This is a genomic window from Allobosea minatitlanensis, assembly GCF_964020775.1.
This window is the reverse complement of the sequence record NZ_OZ224509.1, coordinates 3,164,031-3,184,245: the sequence shown is the minus strand read 5'-3', so window position 1 is coordinate 3,184,245 and position 20,215 is coordinate 3,164,031. Positions and strand designations below refer to the sequence as shown.

Here is a 20,215-nt window from a genome sequence, read left to right as displayed (position 1 = left end):
AAGTCGGCAGACTGAGGATCTACCCCTCGTAATCGGTCTTCAGCGCCGCCCGCTCTGCGTGGCGCTCCAGCGCGAGCTCGATCAGCCGCGTGATCAGCGCGGGATAGGCCAGGCCCGAGGCCTCCATCATCTTGGGATACATGCTGATGGCAGTGAAGCCGGGGAGCGTGTTGATCTCGTTAAAATAGAATTCGCCGCTCTGCCGGTCGAGGAAGAAGTCGACGCGGGCGAGCCCGCTGCATTCGAGCGCGACGAAGGCGGTCCTCGCCAGTTCGCGCACGCGCTCCATCTGCGCCGGCGCGAGCTTCGCCGGCAGGTCGACGGTGGCGCCGTCCTGGTCGATATACTTCGCCTCGTAGGAGTAGAATTCGTGCCTGGGATCGGCGTTGAGCTCGCTCGCCAGGCTGACGAAGGGCGGATCGCCGTCGAGCACCGCGACCTCGATCTCGCGGGCGTCGATGCCCTGCTCGATCAGCACACGCGTATCGTAGCGGAAGGCGTCGGCGAGGGCGGCGTCGAGGTCCTCCCAGCGCTTGACCTTATGGACGCCGACGCTGGAGCCCATGTTGCAGGGCTTGATGAACACCGGCAGCGTCAGCGTCGCCTGCGCCGCCGCGGCCGTCGCCGCCGGTTCGCGCGCATAGTCGCGCCGGTTCGCCATGACATAGGGCGCGACCGGCAGGCCGGCGAGTGCCGCGAGGCGCTTGGCCATGTCCTTGTGCATGCCGATGGCGGAGGCGAGCACGCCCGAGCCGACATAGGCCGCCCCGCTCAGCTCCAGCAGGCCCTGCACGGCGCCGTCCTCGCAGAGCGGGCCGTGGATCACCGGAAACACCACGTCGATGCCGCCATCCATCGCGCTGCCGTCGAGCGCGGCGACCGCGAGCCCGCCGGCGCCGTCGTTGGCCAGGCGGATTTCCGGCGCATCGGCATGGATCGGCAGGCTCTCGTCGTTCCATTCCGCCAGGCGCCTGGGGTCCTGCCTCTGCCAGCGGCCCTGCTTGTCGATGCTGATCGGGATCAGCTCGAAGCGCTCCCGGTCGAGATGGCGCACCACCGAGGCCCCGGATTTCAGCGAGACCTCGTGTTCGCCCGACTTGCCGCCATAGAGCACCGCGACGCGGGTTTTTCCGTTCATGTTCCGATGGTCCCAAGGTTCGGCGGAGGCGAAGCGCGCCGCGGCGCGGAAGGCGGTCTGTGCCGGCCGATGGCGGCGTAATGATGGTGTTCAGGCGGCGCGCACCCGCGGCTCCGGCAGGGCGGGGAGGGCATCCATGACGCGCGCGGCCGGCAGGGTGATCGTCACCTCGGTACCGGCGCGCGGCTTCGACTTGAGGTGGAAGCCGCCGCCATGCAGCTCGATCAGCCCCTTGACGATCGGCAGGCCGAGGCCCGAGCCCTGCTCGGCGGTCTTGATCGCCAGCGAGCCGCGCCCGAAGCTCTGCATCACGATCGGGATCTCGTTCTCCGGAATGCCCGGGCCGGTGTCGGTGACGCTGACATATTGGCCGCCCGCCGCCGTCCAGCCGATCTTGATGGTGATCTCGCCGCCCTGGGGCGTGAACTTGATCGCGTTGGAGAGGATGTTGAGCACCACCTGCCGGATGGCGCGCTCGTCGGCCCAGACGCGCGGCAGTTCCGGCTCCGCCAGCTCGCGGATGGTCTGGCCCTTGGCCTTGGCGCGCATCGCCAGCATGTGCCGGCAGTCGTCGACCACCCCGGTCAGCGAGAGCGCCTCCTCGTTCAGCTCGTATTTGCCGGCCTCGATGCGCGAGAGGTCGAGGATCTCGTTGATCAGGTTGAGCAGATGCTGGCCCGAGCCGTGGATGTCGGAGGAATACTCCTTGTAGGCGGCGTTGGCATGCGTGCCGAAGATCTCGTTCTTCATCACCTCGGAGAAGCCGAGGATGGCGTTGAGCGGGGTGCGCAGCTCATGGCTCATCGTGGCGAGGAAGCGCGACTTGGCGAGATTGGCCTCCTCGGCCTTGCGCCGGGCCTCGTCGGAATTGGCGTTGGCCGTTTCCAGCTCCGCGATCAGCGCATCCTTCTCGGCCCGGAAGCGGATGGTCGCGACCGAGCTGGCATAGAGCCTGTTGGCGAGGAAGATGAAGAAGAGCTGAGCCGAGGCCGCCATCAGCGCCATGGTGACGCTGTCGATGTCGCGCTTGTCCCAGAAGAACAGCATGATGCCGAGGATGATCGGGCTCAGGCCCGCATAGACCGCGATCGGGATCGAGGCCGAGAGCATCACGGTCAGCGCGCTGACGATCAGCAGCATCGTGGTCACGAAGATCTTGGCGCCGGCCGCGTCGACCTGGGCGAAGAGGACGAGCAGCGCGGCCCAGCTCAGGCCCTGCAGGCCTTCCGCCAGCGCGAACAGCCGCCGCCAGCGCCTCCGCCGGATATCCTCCGGCCGCTTCGCCAGATAGCGGCGCGACAGGGCGACGATCAGCAGCGAGCTCGCCAGGACCAGCCCGCACCAGGAGGCGGCGAGATAGACCGGCAGCCACAGCGAGGCGGCGGCGGCCGCGGCGAGCGCGAGCACCATCGTGCCGACCGAGCCGGAGATCCGGTATTGCGCGAAGCTGCGCAGCAACTCGTTGTCGAAGGCGCGCTCGAGGCCGGTCGAGGAGGTCAGCCGCTCGCGCACCGTCTTCACCTCGCGGGTGAGCAGCTTGCGGCGCGCGACGGCGGCCGGGTCCGGCCCCCGCCCGCGCTGCACCTGTTCGGCCGTCACTTCCGCCATGATAACGCGTACGCACCCTCGTTCGGCCGCGCAGGCTGCACGGCCGGCTCGCCATCATGGACACCAAATCGTTAAGCTCTTCCTGATGGCGCGTTTCGGATTCGGTCGGTCCCGGTTCGGCATGCTCGGCTGGCGTCGCGTCGGCCGGCTGACCGACCTCGTCGTCGCGCTCGGCATTCTCGGCTTTCTGGCGCTGGCGGGCGCGGTGCTGCAATACCGTCTCGGCCCGGCCCGCCTGCTCACCGGCCCGGCGCAGGCGATCGACGGCGATTCGATCCGCCTGCTCGGCGAGGAATTGCGGCTCGAGGGGCTGGACGCGCCGGAATACCGCCAGAGCTGCACCGACGCCCGCGGCCGCAGCCTCGCCTGCGGGCGGGAGGCGCATCGGGCCTTGCAGGCACTGCTGGCGCGCGGGCTCACCACCTGCGAGATCGGCAAGACCGACCGCTATGGCCGCGGCCTCGCCCGCTGCCGGCAGGGGGACGAGGACCTCAACGCGACGATGGTGCGGAGCGGGCAGGCGGTCTCCTACGGCGCCTATCGGGCCGAGGAGGCCGAGGCGCGGGCCGCCGGGCGGGGCATCTGGGCCCTGCGCTTCGAGCGGCCGGAGGCCTGGCGCCGCGGCCATCCGCGCTGACGGGCGTGGCCGCCGACCGTGCCATCCTCGCGTCAAGAAGCGCGCCGATACGGTTGACCGTCCGGGGCCGGCCGTGATCCGGTGCGGCCGGAGACGGAGATGGTTCGATGAAGCTCTATGATGGCGGGCGCGCGCCCAATCCGCGTCGGGTCCGCATCTTCTTCGCCGAGAAGGGGCTGGCCCTGCCGGAGCTGGTGCCGGTCGACATCGCCAGGAAGGAGCACAAGAGCGAGGCCTTCACCCGGCTCAACCCGTCGCAGCGCCTGCCCGTGCTGGAGCTCGACGACGGCACCGCCCTGGCCGAGACCATGGCGATCTGCCGCTATGTCGAGAGCCTGCATCCGCATCCGCCGCTGTTCGGCCGGGAAGCGAAGGAGCAGGCCCTGATCGAGATGTGGAACCGCCGGATCGAGCTCGGCCTGTTCGGCAGCGTCGCCGCCGTCTTCCGCCACAGCCACCCGTCGATGGCCGAGCTGGAGACGCAGATCCCGGAATGGGCCGAGGCCAATCGCGACCGGATCGACGACCATCTCTGGGTGCTCGAGCTGCAGCTCGCCGCCAACCCCTTCGTTTGCGGCGAGGCCCTGACGGTCGCCGACATCACCGCCGGCATCGCCATCGATTTCATGAAGCCGTCGCGCGTCCCGCTGCCGGAGGATTTCGTCCATATCCGCCGCTGGCACGGCGAGGTCTCGGCGCGCCCGAGCTGGAAGGCGTGATGCGGATTTTCGCCTTCCTCCTGCTGATGCTGGCCGCCCTGCCGGCGCCGGCCCGGGCCGCCGAAAGGCTCAATGGCGAGCAGATCCAGCGCGCCTTCGAGGGCAATACCGTGACCGGGCGCTACACCAATGGCGGTTTCTTCACCGAGTACCACGCCGCCGACGGGCGCGCCCTCGGTCATAATGGCTGGCAGCCCAACACCGATGCCTGCTGGATCACCAGGCGCGACCAGGTCTGCTATTATTACGGCCCGCCCGAGGACCGCACGGTGCATTGCTTCACCGTCGAGATGAGCGGCGACCTCTATGTCCTGCGCAACAGCGGCAACGGCCTGGTCAACGCCCTCGCCAAGATCGAGCCCGGCAATCCCCGCAACCACACCGACAACGGCAAGCCCTGGTATTGCGACGGGCTGATCTCGCGGGCGCCGGAGCCCCCGATGAGCCGAAGGCTGGCGCAGCGATGAGGCCGGCCGCCTTCCGGATCGCCGCCTTCGCGCTCGGGCTGCTCGCCGCCGGACCGGCCGGCGCGGCCGAACGCCTGACCGGCCCGCAGATCCGCCAGGCCTTCGAGGGCAACACCGTGACCGGGCTCTATTCCGGCTCCAACCTGCCGTTCAGCGAATATCACCACCGCGACGGCCGCGCGCTCGGGCACAACCGCAACCTGCCGAACACCGACGCCTGCTGGACCACGACAGAGGACGCCGTCTGCTATTATTACGGCCCGCACGACAAGCGCCGCACCTATTGCTTCACCATCGAGACCAGCGGCGCGCTCTATGTCATCCGCAGCCGCCCGAGCGGGCGCATCAACGGGCTGGCGCGCATCGAGCCGGGCGATCCGCACGACTTCGTCAAAACCTCCGAGAACTGGTTCTGCGACGGGCTGATCTCGCGGGCGCCCGGCCGCGGGAAGCTCGCCGGCATGCTCCGGGGCGAGGCCGGCGGCGGCCCGCATCAAGGCGCTGCGGCGACGCAAGACGCCCGGCGATGACGGCGGGCGAAAGGCTCGACGCGGTCCTGCACGATCTGCGGGCCTGCCGGATCTGCCGCGATGCGCCGCGCTACCTGCCGCCGCTGCCGCATCAGCCGCGCCCGGTGATCCAGGCCTCGACGACGGCGCGGCTGTGCATTGCCGGCCAGGCGCCGGGCACGCGCGTCCATGCCAGCGGCCGGCCCTTCACCGATCCCTCCGGCGTCCGCCTGCGGCGCTGGCTCGGCATCGACGAGACGGTGTTCTACGACCGGGCCAGGGTCGCGGTCGTGCCGATGGGCTTCTGCTTTCCCGGCCAGGACGCCAAGGGCGGCGACCTGCCGCCGCGGCGCGAATGCGCGCCGACCTGGCATGAGCGCGTCTTCGCGGCGATGCCGCAGATCGAGCTCGTGCTGGCGATCGGCCGCTACGCCCAGGACTGGCATCTCGGTGCGCCGAAGGGGCGCGGCCTGACCGAAACGGTGGCCGACTGGCGCGGATTGCTGGCGCGCCCGGCCCGCCCGCGCGTCCTGCCGCTGCCGCATCCCTCCTGGCGCAACAATGCCTGGCTGCGGCAGAATCCCTGGTTCGAGGCCGAGCTCGTGCCGGTGCTCCGGCAGGAGGTCGCCCGGCTGATCGGCTAGAACGCGCCGATTCGACGCGGAAACGCCGGGGCCGTCCCGGATCGTCCGGCACGGCCCGCGTTTCCACGCCAATGCAGCGGGCTCTAGTTTCCGGCCGCCGCGTCGGGAGCGGCATCGGCGAGGCTGGCGCGCGCCTGCGCGATCGCCTCCGGCTCGTCGGCCGCGAGCGCCATCGGATAGGGCGAGGCCTTGGCGCGGCCGGGGAGGCTCGCCGCCATCTCGGCGCGTTCGGCGGCGTCCGCGATGATGAAGATCGTGACGCGCACCCAGCGGCCGAGCTCGGCCTTGCGCACCTTCATCCACAGGATCATCGGTTTGCCCGCCGGCGGGAGCGGGCGGTCCCCGGCCTGCACGATCACGGCGAAGGGGCGCTCGCGCTGCAGCAGCGCGTCGTATTCGGCGACCCAGTCCCTGCCGTCCTGCTCCGTCGCCAGGACGCCTTTCGAGACCAGGATGCCGGGTTCGGCTTCGTGGAAGAACTTCATGCGCGGAACTCCTCTCGGGCAGGGCCCTGCGGCGGGGATGGGCGGGAAAGACGGCGCTCGCGCCATTGGTCGAGGCCGAGCATGGCGGCGGCGAGCAGGGCGAGCAGCCCGGCGATGGCGACGGCGGCGGCGAAACCGTCCGCCGACGCCCCGCGCAGCAGCCCGGTGAAGGCCTCGGGCGTCAGGGGCAGCCCCGCCGGCATCCGGTGCCGCTGCACCGCCTCGGCGGCGGCGGTCGCGGCATCGGCCACGCCGGTCCCGGCCAGCCGCTCGCCGAGCCTGGCCACGGCCCGCCCGGCCATGACGGTGCCGAGCAGCGCGATGCCGATGGTCATGCCGCTCTGGCGCAGGGCGTTCATGGTGGCGGAGGCGACGCCGCTGCGCTCGCGCGGCGCGGCCTGCATCGCGGCCGCCCCGGTGGCGGGCACGGCCAGCCCCATGCCGATGCCGAGCAGGGCGAACAGGGCCGCAACGGCGGCATAGGGCGTCGTCGGCGTGAAGCCGGCCATGGCGAGCATGGCGACGCCGATCAGCAGGTACCCGGCGAGCATCATCGGGCGCAGGCCGAAGCGGCCGGCGACCCGCCCGAAGGCGGTGGCCGCGAGCGCCATGGCGATGAAGACCGGCGTCAGGCGCCAGCCGGTCTGTGCCGCCGACCAGCCCTGGATCTGCTGCAGGAACAGCGAGAACAGGAACAGGCTGCTATAGGCGGTGAAGCCGAGCACGAAGGAGGCGAGATTGGCCAGCGCGAACTCGCCGTTCCTGAACAGCGCGATCGGCAAGGCCGGATGGGCCGCCCGCCGCTCGACCAGGACGAAGGCGGCGAGGCCGGCGCCGCACAGGCCGAAGGCCGCCAGCACCGGCCCGGCGCCCCAGCCCATCGGGCCGGCGCCGATCAGTGCATAGGTCAGGCTGCCCAGGATGACGGCGCTGAGCGCCTGTCCCGCCGGGTCGAGCCCCGTCACGTTGGGGTCGGCGCTTTCGGCGATGCCGAGGCTGCCGAGCAAAAAGGCCGCTAGCCCGACCGGCAGGTTGATCAGGAAGATGCTCGGCCAGCCGACATGCTCGACCAGGAGCCCGCCGAGCATCGGGCCGAGCACCAGCGAGACGGCGCTGAACGAGGACCAGCCGCCGATGACCCGCGCGCGCGCCTGCGGATCGGGAAAGGCCTGCGTCAGGATGGCGAGCGCGCCCGGGATCACCAGGGCGCCGGCGAGGCCCTGCACCGCGCCGCCCGCGATCAGGAAGGGCAGGGACGACGCCGTGGCCGAGATCGCGGAGCCGGCCATGAACAGGCCGACGCCGGCGAGCCAGACGCGCTTGCGCCCGAAGCGGTCGCCGATCGGGCCGGCGGAGAGCATGAAGGCCGAGAGGCACAGGGCATAGCTGCCGACGACCCACTGGATCTGCGCCAGCTCCGCGCCGAGCGCGGACTGGATCGCCGGCAGCGCCACATTGACGATGCTGATCGCGATCGTCGCCATCATCGTCCCGAGATAGACGGCGGCGACCGTAAGGCGCGTCCGGGAGCGGCCCCGCGCCGGAAGCGGCCTGCCATCGCGGCGCTCGGGCATGGCGGCGGCGGGTGAAAAGCTGGGGGCGGGGTCGGGCATGCGCGCTTCTCCGGTCGACGGAACAGCGGATAGCAAATTGACCGACGGTCGGTCAATAATCTAAGTAGTTGTGAGCGTTTCTAAATATGGCATAGTGAGAATCGAGGGTAGGAGGTGTGTCGCGGTGCCGGCGTCGGAACGAGGAATGCAGAGCGCCGCGGCCCGGCCGGCCGGGCGGCGGCGGCGCGTGCTGCCGGCGGAGGTCCGGGTCGAGAATCTGATGGCCGCGGCGGCGGGGCTCTTCATCGCGCGCGGCATCGACGGCACCACCATCGAAGACATCGTCGCCAAGGCCGGCGTCGCCAAGGGCAGCTTCTACCACTATTTCGCGACGAAGGGGGATGTCGTGCTGGCGTTGCGCGCCCGCTTCTCGCAGGATTTCGCGGCGCAGGTCGCGGACGCTGTCGGGCGCTGCGCCCCGGACGACCATCCCTCGCGCCTCTCCGCCTGGCTACGCGCGGCGATCGGCGCCTATCTGGGGAATTACGCGCTGCACGACGTGGTCTTCCATGATTTCAGGCACAGCCAGCGCCGCTCGGCCGAGAAGGACCTCGTGCTGGCGCCGCTCGAGGCGCTGCTGGGCGCCGGGCGCGATGCGGGCTGTTGGTCTTTTCCCGATGCCCGCTCCGCGGCGCTGGTCGTCTTCGACGGCATGCATGGCGTGGTCGACGACGCGATCGCGGCGGGCCACCACGATCCCGAGCCGCTTTGCGCGGGACTGGAGGCGATGTTCGCTCGCATGCTCGCCAGGCCGGGGGCGGCTGAGGCGTGCTCCCGCAAAAATGAAGCAGGCGCCGAGGGGAAGGCTCAGTAGCGGAACGGGGCCGAATCGAGGCCGCGATCGATTCCGCCGCGGACGCTGATGACGGAGCGGACCGGCCCCAGCGCCGTCTGTCCGCGGCTTTCGAGATAGACCATGCCGTCGGCCCGCCTGCCATAGCCGCTGCGCGAACTCTTGCCGAACTCCGCCCGCACCGCGCCGCCGACGCGCACGCACAGGCTCGACCCTTCCAGCCGCACGAAGCCGGGCCCGTATTCGGGGCAGGGGCGGGCTCCCTTGGCCGTCGCCGGGGCGGGCCTGCTGTAGGATTCGCGCGGCTGGGCCCGGCCGGGCAGGGCTTCCCCGATCGACTGGGCCATGGCGGCGCCGGACAGGCAGGTCGCGAGCAGGAGGGCGGCGAGACGAAGCATGGCTGACTCCCTTAGCACGATCCCGCGCTAGCGTTGAGACAAGGCGTGGATATGGCGGCGGGGCCCAGGGCCGCGCCGGCTGCGGCCCGACGAAAAAAGCCCGGCGGGGAGCCGGGCTTTCGGGGCGAAGCGGGATGCGGCGGCCCGCAGGCCGTTCAGCGGGCGCGGGTACGTACCTGGAAGACGTCGAAGGTGAGTTCGGCGATCTGCCACCACAGATACTGGTCGGAGCGGAAGGCGGCCATCGTCTCGATCGCCTTCTTGAAGTCGGGGTTCTTGGCCGAGATCTCGGCATAGAGCTCGTTCGCGGCCTTGAGGCTCGCCTCCATCACGTCCTGCGGGAAGGGGCGCAACTGCGTACCGGCCGCCACGAGGCGCTTCAGCGCCGGCGGGTTCACCACGTCGTAGCGCGCCGCCATCTGCGTGTTGGCATAGGTGCAGGCGGCGGTCAGCGCGGCCTGGTAGGATTTCGGCAGGGCGTTCCACTTCTCCAGGTTGATGAAGGCATGGACCGTCGGGCCGCCTTCCCAGAAGCCCGGATAGTAGTAGTAGGGCGCGACCTTGGCGAAGCCGAGCTTCTCGTCGTCATAGGGGCCGACCCATTCGGCGCCGTCGATGGTGCCCTTCTCGAGCGCCGGGTAGATGTCGCCGCCGCCGAGCTGCTGCGGCACCAGGCCGAGCTTCTGCAGCACCGAGCCGGCGATGCCGCCGATGCGCATCTTCAGGCCCTGGATGTCGGCGACCGACTTGATTTCCTTGCGGAACCAGCCGCCCATCTGCGCGCCGGTGTTGCCGCAGGGAATGCCGTAGACGCTGAACTTCTTGTAGAACTCGTTGAACAGCTCGTTGCCGCCATGCTGGAACAGCCAGGCGTTCTGCATGCGGGCATTGAGGCCGAAGGGGACCGAGGCGGCGATGGCGAAGGTCGGGTCCTTGCCGACATAGTAGTAGGAGACGGTGTGGGCCATCTCGACGGTGTTGTTCGAGACCGCGTCGAGCGCCTGCAGGGCGGGCACGATCTCGCCGGCGGCGAAGACCTGGATCTGGAACTTCCCGTCGGTCAGCTCGGAGACCATCTTGGCCATGATCTCGGCGCCGGCATAGATCGTGTCGAGCGATTTCGGGAAGGAGGAGGCGAGGCGCCACTTCACCTCGGGGTTCGACTGCGCCACCGCCGGCATGGCGACTGCGCTCGCAGCAGCGCCGGCCGCAGCGGTCTGGATGAACTGACGACGCTTCATGGAACATCTCCTCGGGACGGCATTCGATTGATTCGAATTTGTACTGCTGCGACGGCGGCACATGCCGAGCATGCGTCGGGGTTCTAGCCGAAGGCTGCATGAATCGCGAGCGGATTCAACTGCCGGGACTGAGACTTTTGGCTAAATCCGGCTGCAATGCCCGACATAGCGGCGGGTTTGCCCTCCGCCCCGGCGGCTCCGGCCGCCGCCGGCGGTGCCGTGGGCGGGATGGGGAAGGGGGCGGCCGGCGAAGCGGGGTACACAGCCTTCGGTTCCGCCTGCTATCAGGATTCGACGGCGGCCAGGCCCGGGCGCCAGGCTGGAGAGGCGGCCGGAAGCGGCGCATCCCGAGGGAGAGGCGGATGGATCAGGACAAGCTCGACAGGCTGCGTGCCCGCTATGCCGGCGCCGGCGGCGGCGATATCCACGACCCGCGCTTCGCCAAGGTCGCGGCCGGCCAGTTCCAGGGCGACAGGCGCAAATGGCCCTTCGCCAACGTCGCGACCTTCATCGGCGCGCCCTATCGGCCCGACGCCCTGGCGAAGGCCGATCTCGGCGGGCTCGACGTGGCGATCATCGGCCTGCCGATGGATCTGGGCGTGACCAACCGCGCCGGCACGCGGCTCGGGCCGCGCGCCGTGCGGCAGGTCGAGCGCATCGGGCCGATGGACCATGTCCTCGGCACCGCCCCCTTCGGCCTGGTCGAGGCCGCCGATATCGGCGACGTGCCCTTCCGCTCGCGCTATTCGCTGGAAAGCTGCCATGAGGATATCGAGGCGACCTTCCGCGCCATCGTCGAGGCCGGCGTCTCGACGCTCGCAGTCGGCGGCGACCATTCGATCACCTATCCGATCCTGAAGGCGGTCGGGGCGAAGCGCCCGGTCGGCATGGTCCATATCGACGCCCATTGCGACACCTCCGGCCCCTATGAGGGCTCGAAGTTCCACCATGGCGGCCCGTTCCGGCAGGCCGTGCTCGACGGCGTGCTCGACCCCGAGCGCGTGATCCAGATCGGCATCCGCGGCGGCGCCGAATATCTCTGGGAGTTCTCCACCGAATCCGGCATGACCGTGATCCACGCGAACGAGGTCGACGATCTCGGCCTCGACGCCGTGATCGCCAGGGCGCTTTCGGTGATCGGGGACGGGCCGACCTATGTCTCCTTCGACGTCGATTCGCTCGACCCGGCCTATGCCCCCGGCACCGGCACGCCGGAGGTCGGCGGGCTGACGCCGCGCGAGGCGCTGGCGATCCTGCGCGGGCTGAAGGGGCGGAACATCGTCGCGGCCGATGTCGTCGAGGTTGCGCCGCAATACGATGCCACGAGCAATACGGCGCATTGCGCGGCACAGGTGCTCTTCACCGAGCTCTGCCTGATCGCCGAGGCCCGCGCCGCAGGAAAAGGAAGACCATGATGATGCGACGTTCGATGGCCCGGCTCGCCGTGCTCGGGGGGGCGTGCCTGCTGGGCCTGGCGGCGCGGGCCGAGGTGCCCGCCAACGGCTCGGCCTATATCGACGCCTCGGTCGCGGCGGTCGAGAGCATGATCAGCGTCCAGCGCGGCCAGGCCAGGCTGCCGCGCCTGGCCGACCCGGTCGAGGGCAAGGTGCTGGAGGACGTCTGGAACGAGCCCGCGATCCTCGGCGCGGCGCCCTATTCGGCCGACGACATCCCGGCGCTCCTCAACATCGTGCAGAAGCAGACCCGCATCCTCCAGATCTACACGCTCTATTCGCCCGATGGCGGCAAGACGCCGCCCGACACCGCCCGCAACACGGCGGAATACCAGGACGAGCTCGCCCGGTCGCACGCCTTTCTGCTCAAGGTCGTGGCGGCCTCGCTGGTGGCGATCAACGATTTCGGCGCCCATCTCTCGAAGGACGAGAAGACGGAGACCCGCTTCGACGGCATTCGCCAGATGCGGCTCGGCCTCCAGGAGATCGTCACCGGCGTGGCGCTGGCTCTGCGCAACCCGGCCCTGCGCGAGGCCAACCAGACCCTGCTCGCCCGCGGGCTTGCGGAGAACGCCGCCGCGATCGTGGCGGGCATCGCCCCGGCCGACCGCGCGGCCCTGGCCGCGGCGTTGCGGGCGGCGCAGCCGGCGCTGAAGCCGGAGGCCAAAAAGGCGGTCGAGCAGTTCGTCGGCGTCGCCGAGAAGGCTCCCTGCGACGGGCTTTGCCGTTTGCCGTGAAAGGGCCGCGGCGCGCCTCAGCGCGTCGCGAGCCAGATCACATGGCGGGCGCCGCGGCCGCCGCTTCTGGCCCGCACCGTGGTCTCCTCGGCCGCGAAGCCGGCATCGCGCAGGCGGCGGGTGAAGCCGCGGTCCGGCCCCGACGACCAGACCGCCAGCACGCCGCCGGGCCGGAGCGCCGTCCGGGCCGCGCCGAGCCCGGCCGGGCCGTAGAGGCGGTCATTGGCCGCGACGGTGAGCCCCTCCGGGCCGTTGTCGACGTCGAGCAGGATGCCGTCATAGCGCGCCGTCCCGGCGGCGATCACGGCGCCGACATCGCCGAGCCTGAGCCGGACCCGGGGATCGTCGAGACAGCCTGAGAAGACCGGCGCCATCGGCCCCCGCGCCCAGGCGGCGACCGCCGGGATCAATTCGGCGACCTCGACCGTCGCCTCGCCCGGCAATGCGGCCAGCGCCGCGCGCAGGGTGAAGCCCATGCCGAGGCCGCCGATGAGCAGGGCCGGGCGCGGGCGCTGCCCCAGCCGCGCGCAGGTCAATCGCGCCAGCGCCTCTTCCGACCCGCTGAGGCGGCTGTTCATCAGCTCGTTGCTGCCGAGCATGATCGAGAATTCGCCGCCGCGCTGCTTCAGGCGCAAGGTGCCGCTGCCATCGGGCAGGTCGGCGGTGTCGAGCACGGTCCAGGGCAGCATCGGGGTCTCGCGTCGGCTGGGCGCGGGCGGGCGGCGATCCGCACGCGCCGAAGGGGAGGCTGAGGAGGTTTCGGCCAAGGCCTTATACTGCGCCTGGTGCGGCAAGCGAGCCGTTGAATGCGATATGCGCTGGAATCATGGCTCCCGGCGGCATCCGCAGTTGCTGTAGCGCTATCGTCATGCGTATCTGATGTTGCAGCGCAGCATCGCGCGCATCTTCTGCCGAAAGCCGCCTTCCATGTCCCTCGCCGCGAATGATCGCAGCCTGAACGCGTCCGTGCCTGCCGCCGGGACCGCCCCGGTCGGGCTGGTGCTGTTCGCGCTCGCCATGGGTGGCTTCGCCATCGGCACCACCGAATTCGCCTCGATGAGCCTGCTGCCCTATTTCGCGGCCGGGCTCGGCATCGACGAGCCGACGGCCGGGCACGTCATCAGCATCTACGCGCTCGGCGTGGTGGTGGGCGCGCCGCTGATCGCCGTGCTGGCGGCCCGGGTGCCGCGCCGCACGCTGCTGATCGGGCTGATGAGTGTCTTTGCGCTCGGCAATCTCCTGAGCGCGCTGGCGCCGAGCTATCCCTGGATGCTGGCCTTCCGCTTCCTCAGCGGCCTGCCGCATGGCGCCTATTTCGGCGTCGCGGCGCTGGTCGCGGCCTCGCTCTCGGCGCCCAATCGTCGGGCGCAGTCGGTGGCGCGGGTCATGCTCGGCCTCACCGTCGCGACGATCTTCGGCGTGCCGGCGGCGAGTTGGATGGGGCAGGCGTTGGGCTGGCGCGCCGGCTTCGGCATCGTGGCGGCGCTCGCGCTTCTCACCGCGCTGCTGGTCGGGCTGTTCGCGCCGCGCGACGCGGTGCAGCCGGGCGCGAGCCCGCTGCGCGAGCTGGGCGCGCTGAAGCGCCGTCAGGTCTGGCTGACGCTTGCCACCGGGGCGATCGGTTTCGGCGGCCTGTTCGCGGTCTATGCCTATCTCGCCTCGACCCTGATGGAGGTGACCGGCGTCGCGCCGGCGGCGGTGCCGCTGGTGCTGGTCGCCTTCGGGCTCGGGCTGACCTTCGGCACACTCTTCGCCGGCTGGGCCGCCGACCGGGCGCTGATCCCGGCCACGGCCGGCCTGCTGCTCTGGAGCGCGTTCTGGCTCGCGGCCTTTCCCTTCGCGGCGGGCAATATCTGGGCGGTCTCGCTGGTGGTCTTCATGATCGGCAGCGGCGGCGGCCTCGGCGCCATGCTGCAGACGCGGCTGATGGACGTCGCCGAGGACGCGCAGACCCTGGCCGCGGCGCTCAACCACAGCGCCTTCAACACCGCCAATGCGCTCGGCCCCTGGCTTGGCGGCATGGCGATCGCCGCGGGCTTCGGCTGGACCTCGACGGGCTGGGTCGGCGCGGCGCTGGCGCTGGGCGGCCTCGCCGTCTGGATCGTCGCCGTTCTGGACGCCCGTTCGCGCCGGTCCCGACCCCGACTTTCGCCGTAGAGCCCGCGCCCGGCGACTTTTGGCCAATCGGATCAGCCGCTTACCCTGCAACCGATTTCAGCAGCTCCGCCTGGAAAAGCTGCGCATGCCCTCTTGCGGGCGGCGCGGAACTGCGCCCAATCTGTGCGCACAGGGCTTCGCCACGAAGATCAGAACAGCGTGGCGGCGCTTTCGACCCTGCGGGAGGCATCATGAAGAGTTTCGTTCGTTTCATCGCCGCGGCTGCGCTGACCGTCGCAGGCGCCACCGGCGCCCTGGCGCAGGCCAAGGAATGGAAGGAGATCCGGATCGGCACCGAGGGCGCCTATCCGCCCTACAACAACCTGAACGCCAAGAAGGAGCTGGAAGGCTTCGAGATCGACTACGCCAACCTGCTCTGCGAGAAGCTGAAGGTGAAGTGCACCTGGGTCGTGCAGGATTGGGACGGCATCATCCCGGCGCTTCAGGCCAACAAATACGACGTCATCTTCGCCGGCATGAACGCCACCGACGAGCGCAAGAAGCAGGTCGACTTCACCGATGTCTACAGCCTGACGCCGATCTGGATGATCGGCCCGAAGAGCACCAAGTCGGACGACATCTCGCCGGCGGCGCTCAAGGGCAAGGTCATCGGCGCGCAGGGCTCGACCATCCACGCCAACTATCTCGAGAAATACTACAAGGATTCCGAGGCGCGCCTCTACCCGACGCAGGAGGAAGCCAATCTCGACCTGCTCAACGGCCGGCTCGACTACATCGTCGCCGACGCGCTGGCGCTGGCGGACTTCCTCAAGGGGCAGGGCAAGGATTGCTGCCGCAAGATCGCCGATGTGACGCGCGACAACGCCATCCACGGGCCGGGCGTCGCCGGCGCGGTCCGCAAGTCGGACGTCGCGCTCAAGGAGATGCTGAACAAGGCCATCGCCGAGAGCAAGGCCGACGGCACGCACAAGAAGATCGAGGAGAAGTGGTTCAAGTTCGACTGACCGCGTCGATCCGAGCCTAGAGCATCGGACCGGGAAGTGGATTCCGCTTTTCGAAAAATCCGATGCACCAGCAATGAGATGGATCATCGTTACCGCGTCCGGAAGGACGCGCGACGATCCAGCCCGCCGTCCCGGCCGGGACGGCGGGGACCACGACCTCCCGCACCGGCACCGCCATGTTCGACAAATTCGCCCTGCTCGGCTTCGGCCCCGGCGGCTGGGGCTGGGCCCTGCTGCAGGGCGCCGGCGTCACCATCTCGATCGCGCTCGCCACGCTGCCCTTCGGCCTGGCGCTCGGGCTGCTGGTGGCGCTCGGCAAGCGCTCCGAGAGCGCGCTGCTGCGCGGCCTCGCCACGCTCTACACCACGATCTTCCGCGGCGTGCCCGAGCTGCTGACGCTCTACATCATCTATTTCGGCGTCCAGATCCTGCTCCAGCATCTGTGGGTCAAGCTCGACCTGCCGGGCTCCTTCAGCATGCCGCCCTTCGTCGCCGGCATGGTCGCGCTCGGCGTCGTGCTCTCGGCCTTCTCCAGCGAGGTCTGGGTCGGGGCGCTGAACTCCATCCAGAAGGGGCAGCGCGAGGCCGCCGCGGCGCTCGGATTGAGCAAGGCGCAGGCCTTCCGCCTGGTGGTGCTGCCGCAACTCCTCCGCGTCGCGCTGCCGGGGCTCGGCAACAACTGGATGGTGCTGCTCAAGGAGACCTCGCTGGTCTCGGTCATCACCCTGCCGGACATCATGTTCATCACCACCCGCGCCAATGTGGTGACCAAGGAGCCGTTCCTGTTCTTCGGCGCGGCGATGCTGATCTATCTGGTGTTCTCGCTGGTCTCGGCCAGGGCCATCGACCGGATGGAGCGGCGCGCCAATCGCGGCTTCGCCGCCTTCGGGGGCGCGACGCGATGAGCTGGTGCGAATATCCCGGCTGGGCGCTCGGCAGCGAGGTCTTGCAGAACTATGGCTGCCGCATGGCGTCCGGCTTCTGGGTCACCATCGAGCTGGTGCTGATCTCGGTGCTGATCGGCTTCGGGATGGCGCTCGGCCTCGCTGTCGCCCGGCTCTACGGGCCGCGCTGGGCGCGCGCCGCCGTCAACGGCTACACCACCTTCTTCCGCGGCACGCCGCTGCTCTGCCAGCTCTTCCTGGTCTATTACGGCCTCGGCCAGTTCCGCGTCTTCTGGCAGGATACGGGGCTGTGGTGGTTCTTCCGCGACCCGTTCTACTGCGCCGCCCTGACCTTCACGGTGAACACGGCCGCCTATCAGGCCGAGATCCTGCGCGGCGCCATCCAGGCGATCCCGCGCGGCCAGTTCGAGGGCGCCGCCTCGCTCGGCCTGCACCGCTGGGCGACCCTGCGCCTCGTCGTGCTGCCGCAGGCGATGATCCTGGCGCTGCGCCCGCTCGGCAACGAGCTGATCGTGATGATCAAGTCCAGCGCCATCGCCTCGCTGGTGACGCTGTTCGACCTGATGGGCGCGACGCGGCTCGCCTTCGCGCGTTCCTTCGACCTGTCGATCTATCTCTATGCGGCGCTGGTCTACCTGGTGCTGGTCGAGATCATCCGCCGCCTCTGGGACCGGATCGAGCTCCGGCTCAGCCGGCATCTGGCGTTGCGGTGAGCCGGCTGCGGGCCGGCCCCGGCCTCAGCCCGGCAGGGTCAGCACGACCGCGCCGCGCGGGGTGGCGACGACGGTGTGCTCGTACTGGACGGTGGGCGCGCAGGGTTCGCTGTAGAGCGTCCAGCGGTCGCTGTCGCCCTGCTCGGCCCAGTCGGCGCCCAGCGACAGGAACGGCTCGACGGTGAAGACGAGGCCGTTCGTCATGGTCCGCCGCTCGCGCTTGTCGGGCCAGGTCGCGATCTCGGTCGGCTCCTCGTGGAGCGAGCGGCCGACGCCGTGGCTCGCGAGATTGCGCACCAGCGTATAGCCGTTCTTGTCGGCGAAGCGTCCGACCGCCTGGCCGATGCCGGCGAGCGGCTTGCCGGCGCCGACCTGCCCGATCCCGGCCCAGAGCGCGCGCCGGCCGTCGCGGCACAGCCGTTCCAGCCGCGGCTTGACCGGCGGAACCGCGAAGGAGGCGCCGGTGTCGCCATAAAAGCCGTCCTTCTCCGCCGAGACGTCGATATTGACGAGGTCGCCGGCGAGGATGCGCCGCTCGCCGGGAATGCCGTGGGCGATCTCCTCGTTGACGCTGATGCAGGTCGCGCCCGGGAAGTCATAGGCGAGTTCCGGGGCGGGGCGGGCGCCGTGCCGCTCGAGATAGGCGCGGCCGATCCCGTCGAGCTCGGCGGTGGTGATGCCGGGCTCGAGCGCCTTGCCCATCGCGGCGAGCGCGCGGGCGACGATGGCGCCGATTTCCTTGAGCGCCTGAAGTTCGTCGTCGTTGGAGATGGTCATGGAGGTCGAGCTAAGCCGTCGGCGCCCGGGCCGCAACGGAAAACCGCATGGGCGGCGGGCGCGCATCCGCCTTTCCGCCCCGGCGGCGGCGGGCTACACCGGGTCGGTCTTCAAAAACGGGAGTTGTTCATGGCCAAAGTCGCGTTCATCGGTCTCGGCGTGATGGGGTATCCCATGGCCGGGCATCTCAAGGCCAAGGGCCATGAGGTCACGGTGTACAACCGCAACCCGCAGAAGGCGCAGGGCTGGGTATCCGAGCATGGCGGGCTTTCGGCGCCGACCCCGGCCGATGCGGCGAAAGGCCAGGAGATCGTCTTCGCCTGCGTCGGCAATGACGACGATCTGCGCTCGGTCACGACCGGCGAGAACGGCGCCTTCGCCAGCATGGCGAAGGGTGCGGTGTTCGTCGACCACACCACGGCCTCGGCCAATGTGGCGCGCGAGCTCGACGCGGCGGCGCGGCAGGGTGGCTTCGGCTTCGTCGACGCGCCGGTCTCGGGCGGCCAGGCCGGGGCGGAGAACGGCGTGCTGACCGTGATGTGCGGCGGCGAGGCGGAAACCTATGCCCGCGTCGAGCCGGTGATCGCGGCTTACGCGCGCATGTGCAAGCTGATGGGTCCGGCGGGCTCCGGCCAGCTCACCAAGATGGTCAACCAGATCTGCATCGCCGGCCTGGTCCAGGCGCTGTCCGAGGGCATCCACTTCGCCAAGCGGGCCGGGCTCGACGTCGAGGCCATGCTCGAGGTGATCGCCAAGGGCGCCGCCGGCTCCTGGCAGATGGAGAACCGCGGCAAGACGATGAACCAGGACAAGTTCGATTTCGGCTTCGCCGTCGACTGGATGCGCAAGGACCTCGGCATCGTCCTCGACGAGGGCCGGCGCAACGGCGCGCAGCTTCCCGTCACCGCGCTGGTCGACCAGTTCTACGCCGACGTCCAGAAGATGGGCGGCAATCGCTGGGACACCTCGAGCCTCATCGCGAGGCTGCAGCGCTGATCCGCTGCCCGGCCTGATGGCGCGCTGACGACGGGCCCTCGCGGGCCCGTCTTCACTTACGCGTCGAAGCGGGCGAGCGAGAAGGGCGTGAGGTCGAAGGGCGACTGCCCCACGGTCGAGAGGTCGGCCAGGATCTCGCCGATCGCGCTGGCGAATTTGAAGCCGTGCCCCGAGCAGGCCGAGGCGAAGACCGCCTGGGGCACGCCCGGCACCGCGTCGATGATGAAATCCTCGTCGGGCGAGACCGTGTAGACGCAGCCCTTGACCGTCAGCGGTTCGCCCGCGGCATCGGGAATGTAGCGCGCCAGGCATGCGCGGATCATCGCGACCTGGTTCGGGCTCGGCGTCCGGTCCGGCTCGCGCGGGTCCATCGGCTCGCGGCCGAAATGCGGCCCGCCGAGCTTGAAGCCGGGATGCTCGTAGAGCGGGAAGCCGTAGAAATTGCCCTCGTCGACATGCAGGATGAAGACCGGGAAGGCGCCTTCGCGGAAGAGTTCCGGCCGGCGCGTGGTGAACCAGCCGATCGCCTGCTTCACCGTGCTCACGCGCCGGTTCAGCGCCGGCACCGCGTCGGCGATCCAGCCGCCCGAGGTGATGACGAGGCGCCCGGCCGAATAGGTGCCGCGCTCGGTGCGGACCACCACGCCGCCCTGCGCCGTCGGCGTCCAGTCGAGCAGGGGTTCGTTGGTGCGGATCTCGGCGCCATGCGCCTGCGCCAGCCCGACATGGGCGTAGATCGCCTTTTCGGAGGCGACGAAGCCGCCATCCGGCTGCCACAGCCCGAGATGGCCGGCGGGGAGCTGGAAGCCGGGGAAGCGGCGCACCACCTCGGCGGCGTCGATCACCTCATGGGGCAGCCCGTGGTCGAGGCAGGATTGCAGCGAGGATTCGACCGGGCCGCCGCCTTCCGGCGCGAGGTCGAGCGAGCCGGTGACGTGCAGCAGCTTCAGCCCGGCCTGCTCGCCCGTCTCGCGCCAGAGCTCGTGGGCGCGGCGCACGATCGGCACATAGTGCGAGCCCTCGAAATAGGCGAGGCGGATGATCCGGGTGAGGCCGTGCGAGGAGCCCATCGCGTGGCCGAGGTCGAAGCGCTCGAGGCCGAGCACCTTCAGGCCGCGGCGGGCGAGGTGCCAGCATGCGGCCGAGCCCATGGCGCCGACGCCGGCGACGATGACGTCATAGCTGTGCTGGCTCATGACCCTGCTCTCGGAAGCGCGGAAAGCCAAGCCATACAGCGCCCTGCGGGGCGGGTCCAATGT

General features: G+C 70.0%; 22 protein-coding genes. 13 read left to right on the top strand and 9 right to left on the bottom strand.

From position 1 onward, the window contains the following. Positions 1-19: 19 nt before the first annotated feature. Positions 20-1,138 (bottom strand): D-alanine--D-alanine ligase family protein, encoded by a 1,119-nt coding sequence (locus tag ACWH43_RS15825; RefSeq protein ID WP_158446603.1) that lies wholly within the window; start codon positions 1,136-1,138, stop codon positions 20-22. Positions 1,139-1,228: 90 nt separating this feature from the next. Beyond that, positions 1,229-2,746 (bottom strand): sensor histidine kinase, encoded by a 1,518-nt coding sequence (locus tag ACWH43_RS15820; protein WP_158446604.1) that lies wholly within the window; start codon positions 2,744-2,746, stop codon positions 1,229-1,231. A 121-nt stretch (positions 2,747-2,867) separates the two neighbouring features. Here ACWH43_RS15820 and ACWH43_RS15815 point away from each other — a divergent pair, with 121 nt between their 5' ends. From ACWH43_RS15815 to ACWH43_RS15795, 5 genes are all read left to right on the top strand, one after another. Beyond that, a complete protein-coding gene (locus ACWH43_RS15815; protein WP_260348014.1) occupies positions 2,868-3,383 on the top strand; it encodes a thermonuclease family protein in 516 nt (171 codons plus the stop codon). Between the two features lie 107 nt (positions 3,384-3,490). Beyond that, positions 3,491-4,102: a glutathione S-transferase family protein gene (locus tag ACWH43_RS15810; RefSeq protein ID WP_158446606.1), complete on the top strand. Its 612-nt coding sequence runs from the start codon at positions 3,491-3,493 to the stop codon at positions 4,100-4,102. Continuing rightward, positions 4,102-4,569 carry a hypothetical protein gene (locus tag ACWH43_RS15805; RefSeq protein WP_158446607.1) on the top strand — a complete coding sequence of 156 codons (468 nt, stop codon included), beginning with the start codon at positions 4,102-4,104 and terminating at the stop codon, positions 4,567-4,569. The genes ACWH43_RS15810 and ACWH43_RS15805 overlap by 1 nt, the downstream gene beginning before the upstream one ends. After that, a complete protein-coding gene (locus ACWH43_RS15800) occupies positions 4,566-5,099 on the top strand; it encodes a hypothetical protein (protein ID WP_158446608.1) in 534 nt (177 codons plus the stop codon). The genes ACWH43_RS15805 and ACWH43_RS15800 overlap by 4 nt, the downstream gene beginning before the upstream one ends. Continuing rightward, complete coding sequence (locus ACWH43_RS15795; RefSeq protein ID WP_158446609.1) at positions 5,096-5,722, top strand: uracil-DNA glycosylase family protein; 627 nt, start codon at positions 5,096-5,098, stop codon at positions 5,720-5,722. Before ACWH43_RS15800 ends, ACWH43_RS15795 begins: the two co-directional genes overlap by 4 nt. Positions 5,723-5,805: 83 nt before the next feature. On the opposite strand, the gene ACWH43_RS15790 is transcribed toward ACWH43_RS15795, so the two are convergent. Then, a complete protein-coding gene (locus ACWH43_RS15790) occupies positions 5,806-6,207 on the bottom strand; it encodes a hypothetical protein (RefSeq protein ID WP_158446610.1) in 402 nt (133 codons plus the stop codon). Beyond that, a complete protein-coding gene (locus ACWH43_RS15785; RefSeq protein WP_448153542.1) occupies positions 6,204-7,820 on the bottom strand; it encodes an MFS transporter in 1,617 nt (538 codons plus the stop codon). Before ACWH43_RS15785 ends, ACWH43_RS15790 begins: the two co-directional genes overlap by 4 nt. Positions 7,821-7,965: 145 nt before the next feature. Here ACWH43_RS15785 and ACWH43_RS15780 point away from each other — a divergent pair, with 145 nt between their 5' ends. Continuing rightward, positions 7,966-8,634 (top strand): TetR/AcrR family transcriptional regulator, encoded by a 669-nt coding sequence (locus ACWH43_RS15780; protein ID WP_158446611.1) that lies wholly within the window; start codon positions 7,966-7,968, stop codon positions 8,632-8,634. Here ACWH43_RS15780 and ACWH43_RS15775 read toward each other — a convergent pair. Beyond that, positions 8,628-9,011 (bottom strand): hypothetical protein, encoded by a 384-nt coding sequence (locus ACWH43_RS15775; RefSeq protein ID WP_158448396.1) that lies wholly within the window; start codon positions 9,009-9,011, stop codon positions 8,628-8,630. The genes ACWH43_RS15780 and ACWH43_RS15775 overlap by 7 nt on opposite strands. A 155-nt stretch (positions 9,012-9,166) precedes the next feature. Further along, positions 9,167-10,252 carry a TRAP transporter substrate-binding protein gene (locus ACWH43_RS15770; protein WP_158471862.1) on the bottom strand — a complete coding sequence of 362 codons (1,086 nt, stop codon included), beginning with the start codon at positions 10,250-10,252 and terminating at the stop codon, positions 9,167-9,169. 362 nt (positions 10,253-10,614) lie between these two features. Here ACWH43_RS15770 and speB point away from each other — a divergent pair, with 362 nt between their 5' ends. Further along, the gene (speB, locus tag ACWH43_RS15765) at positions 10,615-11,667 is read left to right on the top strand and encodes an agmatinase (RefSeq protein WP_448153541.1); all 1,053 of its coding nucleotides are present in this window, start codon (positions 10,615-10,617) and stop codon (positions 11,665-11,667) included. Then, complete coding sequence (locus ACWH43_RS15760) at positions 11,667-12,443, top strand: hypothetical protein (RefSeq protein WP_158444605.1); 777 nt, start codon at positions 11,667-11,669, stop codon at positions 12,441-12,443. Before speB ends, ACWH43_RS15760 begins: the two co-directional genes overlap by 1 nt. A 17-nt stretch (positions 12,444-12,460) precedes the next feature. On the opposite strand, the gene ACWH43_RS15755 is transcribed toward ACWH43_RS15760, so the two are convergent. Continuing rightward, positions 12,461-13,132, bottom strand: a complete 672-nt coding sequence (locus ACWH43_RS15755) for a spermidine synthase (RefSeq protein WP_158444604.1) — start codon at positions 13,130-13,132, stop codon at positions 12,461-12,463. Between the two features lie 328 nt (positions 13,133-13,460). On the opposite strand from ACWH43_RS15755, the gene ACWH43_RS15750 reads away from it, so the two are divergent. The 4 genes from ACWH43_RS15750 (at position 13,461) to ACWH43_RS15735 (ending at position 17,183) form a co-directional block, all read left to right on the top strand. After that, positions 13,461-14,600, top strand: a complete 1,140-nt coding sequence (locus tag ACWH43_RS15750) for an MFS transporter (RefSeq protein WP_375796996.1) — start codon at positions 13,461-13,463, stop codon at positions 14,598-14,600. A 191-nt stretch (positions 14,601-14,791) separates the two neighbouring features. Continuing rightward, positions 14,792-15,565: a transporter substrate-binding domain-containing protein gene (locus ACWH43_RS15745; RefSeq protein ID WP_158444602.1), complete on the top strand. Its 774-nt coding sequence runs from the start codon at positions 14,792-14,794 to the stop codon at positions 15,563-15,565. A gap of 176 nt (positions 15,566-15,741) precedes the next feature. Further along, complete coding sequence (locus ACWH43_RS15740) at positions 15,742-16,470, top strand: ABC transporter permease (protein WP_158444601.1); 729 nt, start codon at positions 15,742-15,744, stop codon at positions 16,468-16,470. Further along, complete coding sequence (locus tag ACWH43_RS15735) at positions 16,467-17,183, top strand: ABC transporter permease (RefSeq protein WP_158444600.1); 717 nt, start codon at positions 16,467-16,469, stop codon at positions 17,181-17,183. The genes ACWH43_RS15740 and ACWH43_RS15735 overlap by 4 nt, the downstream gene beginning before the upstream one ends. Positions 17,184-17,207: 24 nt before the next feature. Here ACWH43_RS15735 and map read toward each other — a convergent pair whose 3' ends face one another. Further along, positions 17,208-17,960, bottom strand: a complete 753-nt coding sequence (map, locus tag ACWH43_RS15730) for a type I methionyl aminopeptidase (RefSeq protein ID WP_158444599.1) — start codon at positions 17,958-17,960, stop codon at positions 17,208-17,210. Between the two features lie 129 nt (positions 17,961-18,089). Between map and ACWH43_RS15725 the strand changes: the two genes are divergently transcribed. Next, on the top strand, positions 18,090-18,956 hold the full coding sequence (locus ACWH43_RS15725; protein WP_158444598.1) for an NAD(P)-dependent oxidoreductase: 867 nt from the start codon (positions 18,090-18,092) through the stop codon (positions 18,954-18,956). A gap of 56 nt (positions 18,957-19,012) precedes the next feature. On the opposite strand, the gene solA is transcribed toward ACWH43_RS15725, so the two are convergent. After that, entirely contained in the window at positions 19,013-20,152 is a 1,140-nt protein-coding gene (solA, locus tag ACWH43_RS15720; protein WP_158444597.1) for an N-methyl-L-tryptophan oxidase, read from the bottom strand. Positions 20,153-20,215: the final 63 nt, after the last annotated feature.

Coding starts and splice junctions, on each gene's coding strand:
- ACWH43_RS15825 (WP_158446603.1), bottom strand. CDS start 1,138: ATGAACGGAAAAACCCGCGTCGCGGTGCTCTATGGCGGCAAGTCGGGC.
- ACWH43_RS15820 (WP_158446604.1), bottom strand. CDS start 2,746: ATGGCGGAAGTGACGGCCGAACAGGTGCAGCGCGGGCGGGGGCCGGAC.
- ACWH43_RS15815 (WP_260348014.1), top strand. CDS start 2,868: ATGCTCGGCTGGCGTCGCGTCGGCCGGCTGACCGACCTCGTCGTCGCG.
- ACWH43_RS15810 (WP_158446606.1), top strand. CDS start 3,491: ATGAAGCTCTATGATGGCGGGCGCGCGCCCAATCCGCGTCGGGTCCGC.
- ACWH43_RS15805 (WP_158446607.1), top strand. CDS start 4,102: ATGCGGATTTTCGCCTTCCTCCTGCTGATGCTGGCCGCCCTGCCGGCG.
- ACWH43_RS15800 (WP_158446608.1), top strand. CDS start 4,566: ATGAGGCCGGCCGCCTTCCGGATCGCCGCCTTCGCGCTCGGGCTGCTC.
- ACWH43_RS15795 (WP_158446609.1), top strand. CDS start 5,096: ATGACGGCGGGCGAAAGGCTCGACGCGGTCCTGCACGATCTGCGGGCC.
- ACWH43_RS15790 (WP_158446610.1), bottom strand. CDS start 6,207: ATGAAGTTCTTCCACGAAGCCGAACCCGGCATCCTGGTCTCGAAAGGC.
- ACWH43_RS15785 (WP_448153542.1), bottom strand. CDS start 7,820: ATGCCCGACCCCGCCCCCAGCTTTTCACCCGCCGCCGCCATGCCCGAG.
- ACWH43_RS15780 (WP_158446611.1), top strand. CDS start 7,966: ATGCAGAGCGCCGCGGCCCGGCCGGCCGGGCGGCGGCGGCGCGTGCTG.
- ACWH43_RS15775 (WP_158448396.1), bottom strand. CDS start 9,011: ATGCTTCGTCTCGCCGCCCTCCTGCTCGCGACCTGCCTGTCCGGCGCC.
- ACWH43_RS15770 (WP_158471862.1), bottom strand. CDS start 10,252: ATGAAGCGTCGTCAGTTCATCCAGACCGCTGCGGCCGGCGCTGCTGCG.
- speB (WP_448153541.1), top strand. CDS start 10,615: ATGGATCAGGACAAGCTCGACAGGCTGCGTGCCCGCTATGCCGGCGCC.
- ACWH43_RS15760 (WP_158444605.1), top strand. CDS start 11,667: ATGATGCGACGTTCGATGGCCCGGCTCGCCGTGCTCGGGGGGGCGTGC.
- ACWH43_RS15755 (WP_158444604.1), bottom strand. CDS start 13,132: ATGCTGCCCTGGACCGTGCTCGACACCGCCGACCTGCCCGATGGCAGC.
- ACWH43_RS15750 (WP_375796996.1), top strand. CDS start 13,461: ATGGGTGGCTTCGCCATCGGCACCACCGAATTCGCCTCGATGAGCCTG.
- ACWH43_RS15745 (WP_158444602.1), top strand. CDS start 14,792: ATGAAGAGTTTCGTTCGTTTCATCGCCGCGGCTGCGCTGACCGTCGCA.
- ACWH43_RS15740 (WP_158444601.1), top strand. CDS start 15,742: ATGTTCGACAAATTCGCCCTGCTCGGCTTCGGCCCCGGCGGCTGGGGC.
- ACWH43_RS15735 (WP_158444600.1), top strand. CDS start 16,467: ATGAGCTGGTGCGAATATCCCGGCTGGGCGCTCGGCAGCGAGGTCTTG.
- map (WP_158444599.1), bottom strand. CDS start 17,960: ATGACCATCTCCAACGACGACGAACTTCAGGCGCTCAAGGAAATCGGC.
- ACWH43_RS15725 (WP_158444598.1), top strand. CDS start 18,090: ATGGCCAAAGTCGCGTTCATCGGTCTCGGCGTGATGGGGTATCCCATG.
- solA (WP_158444597.1), bottom strand. CDS start 20,152: ATGAGCCAGCACAGCTATGACGTCATCGTCGCCGGCGTCGGCGCCATG.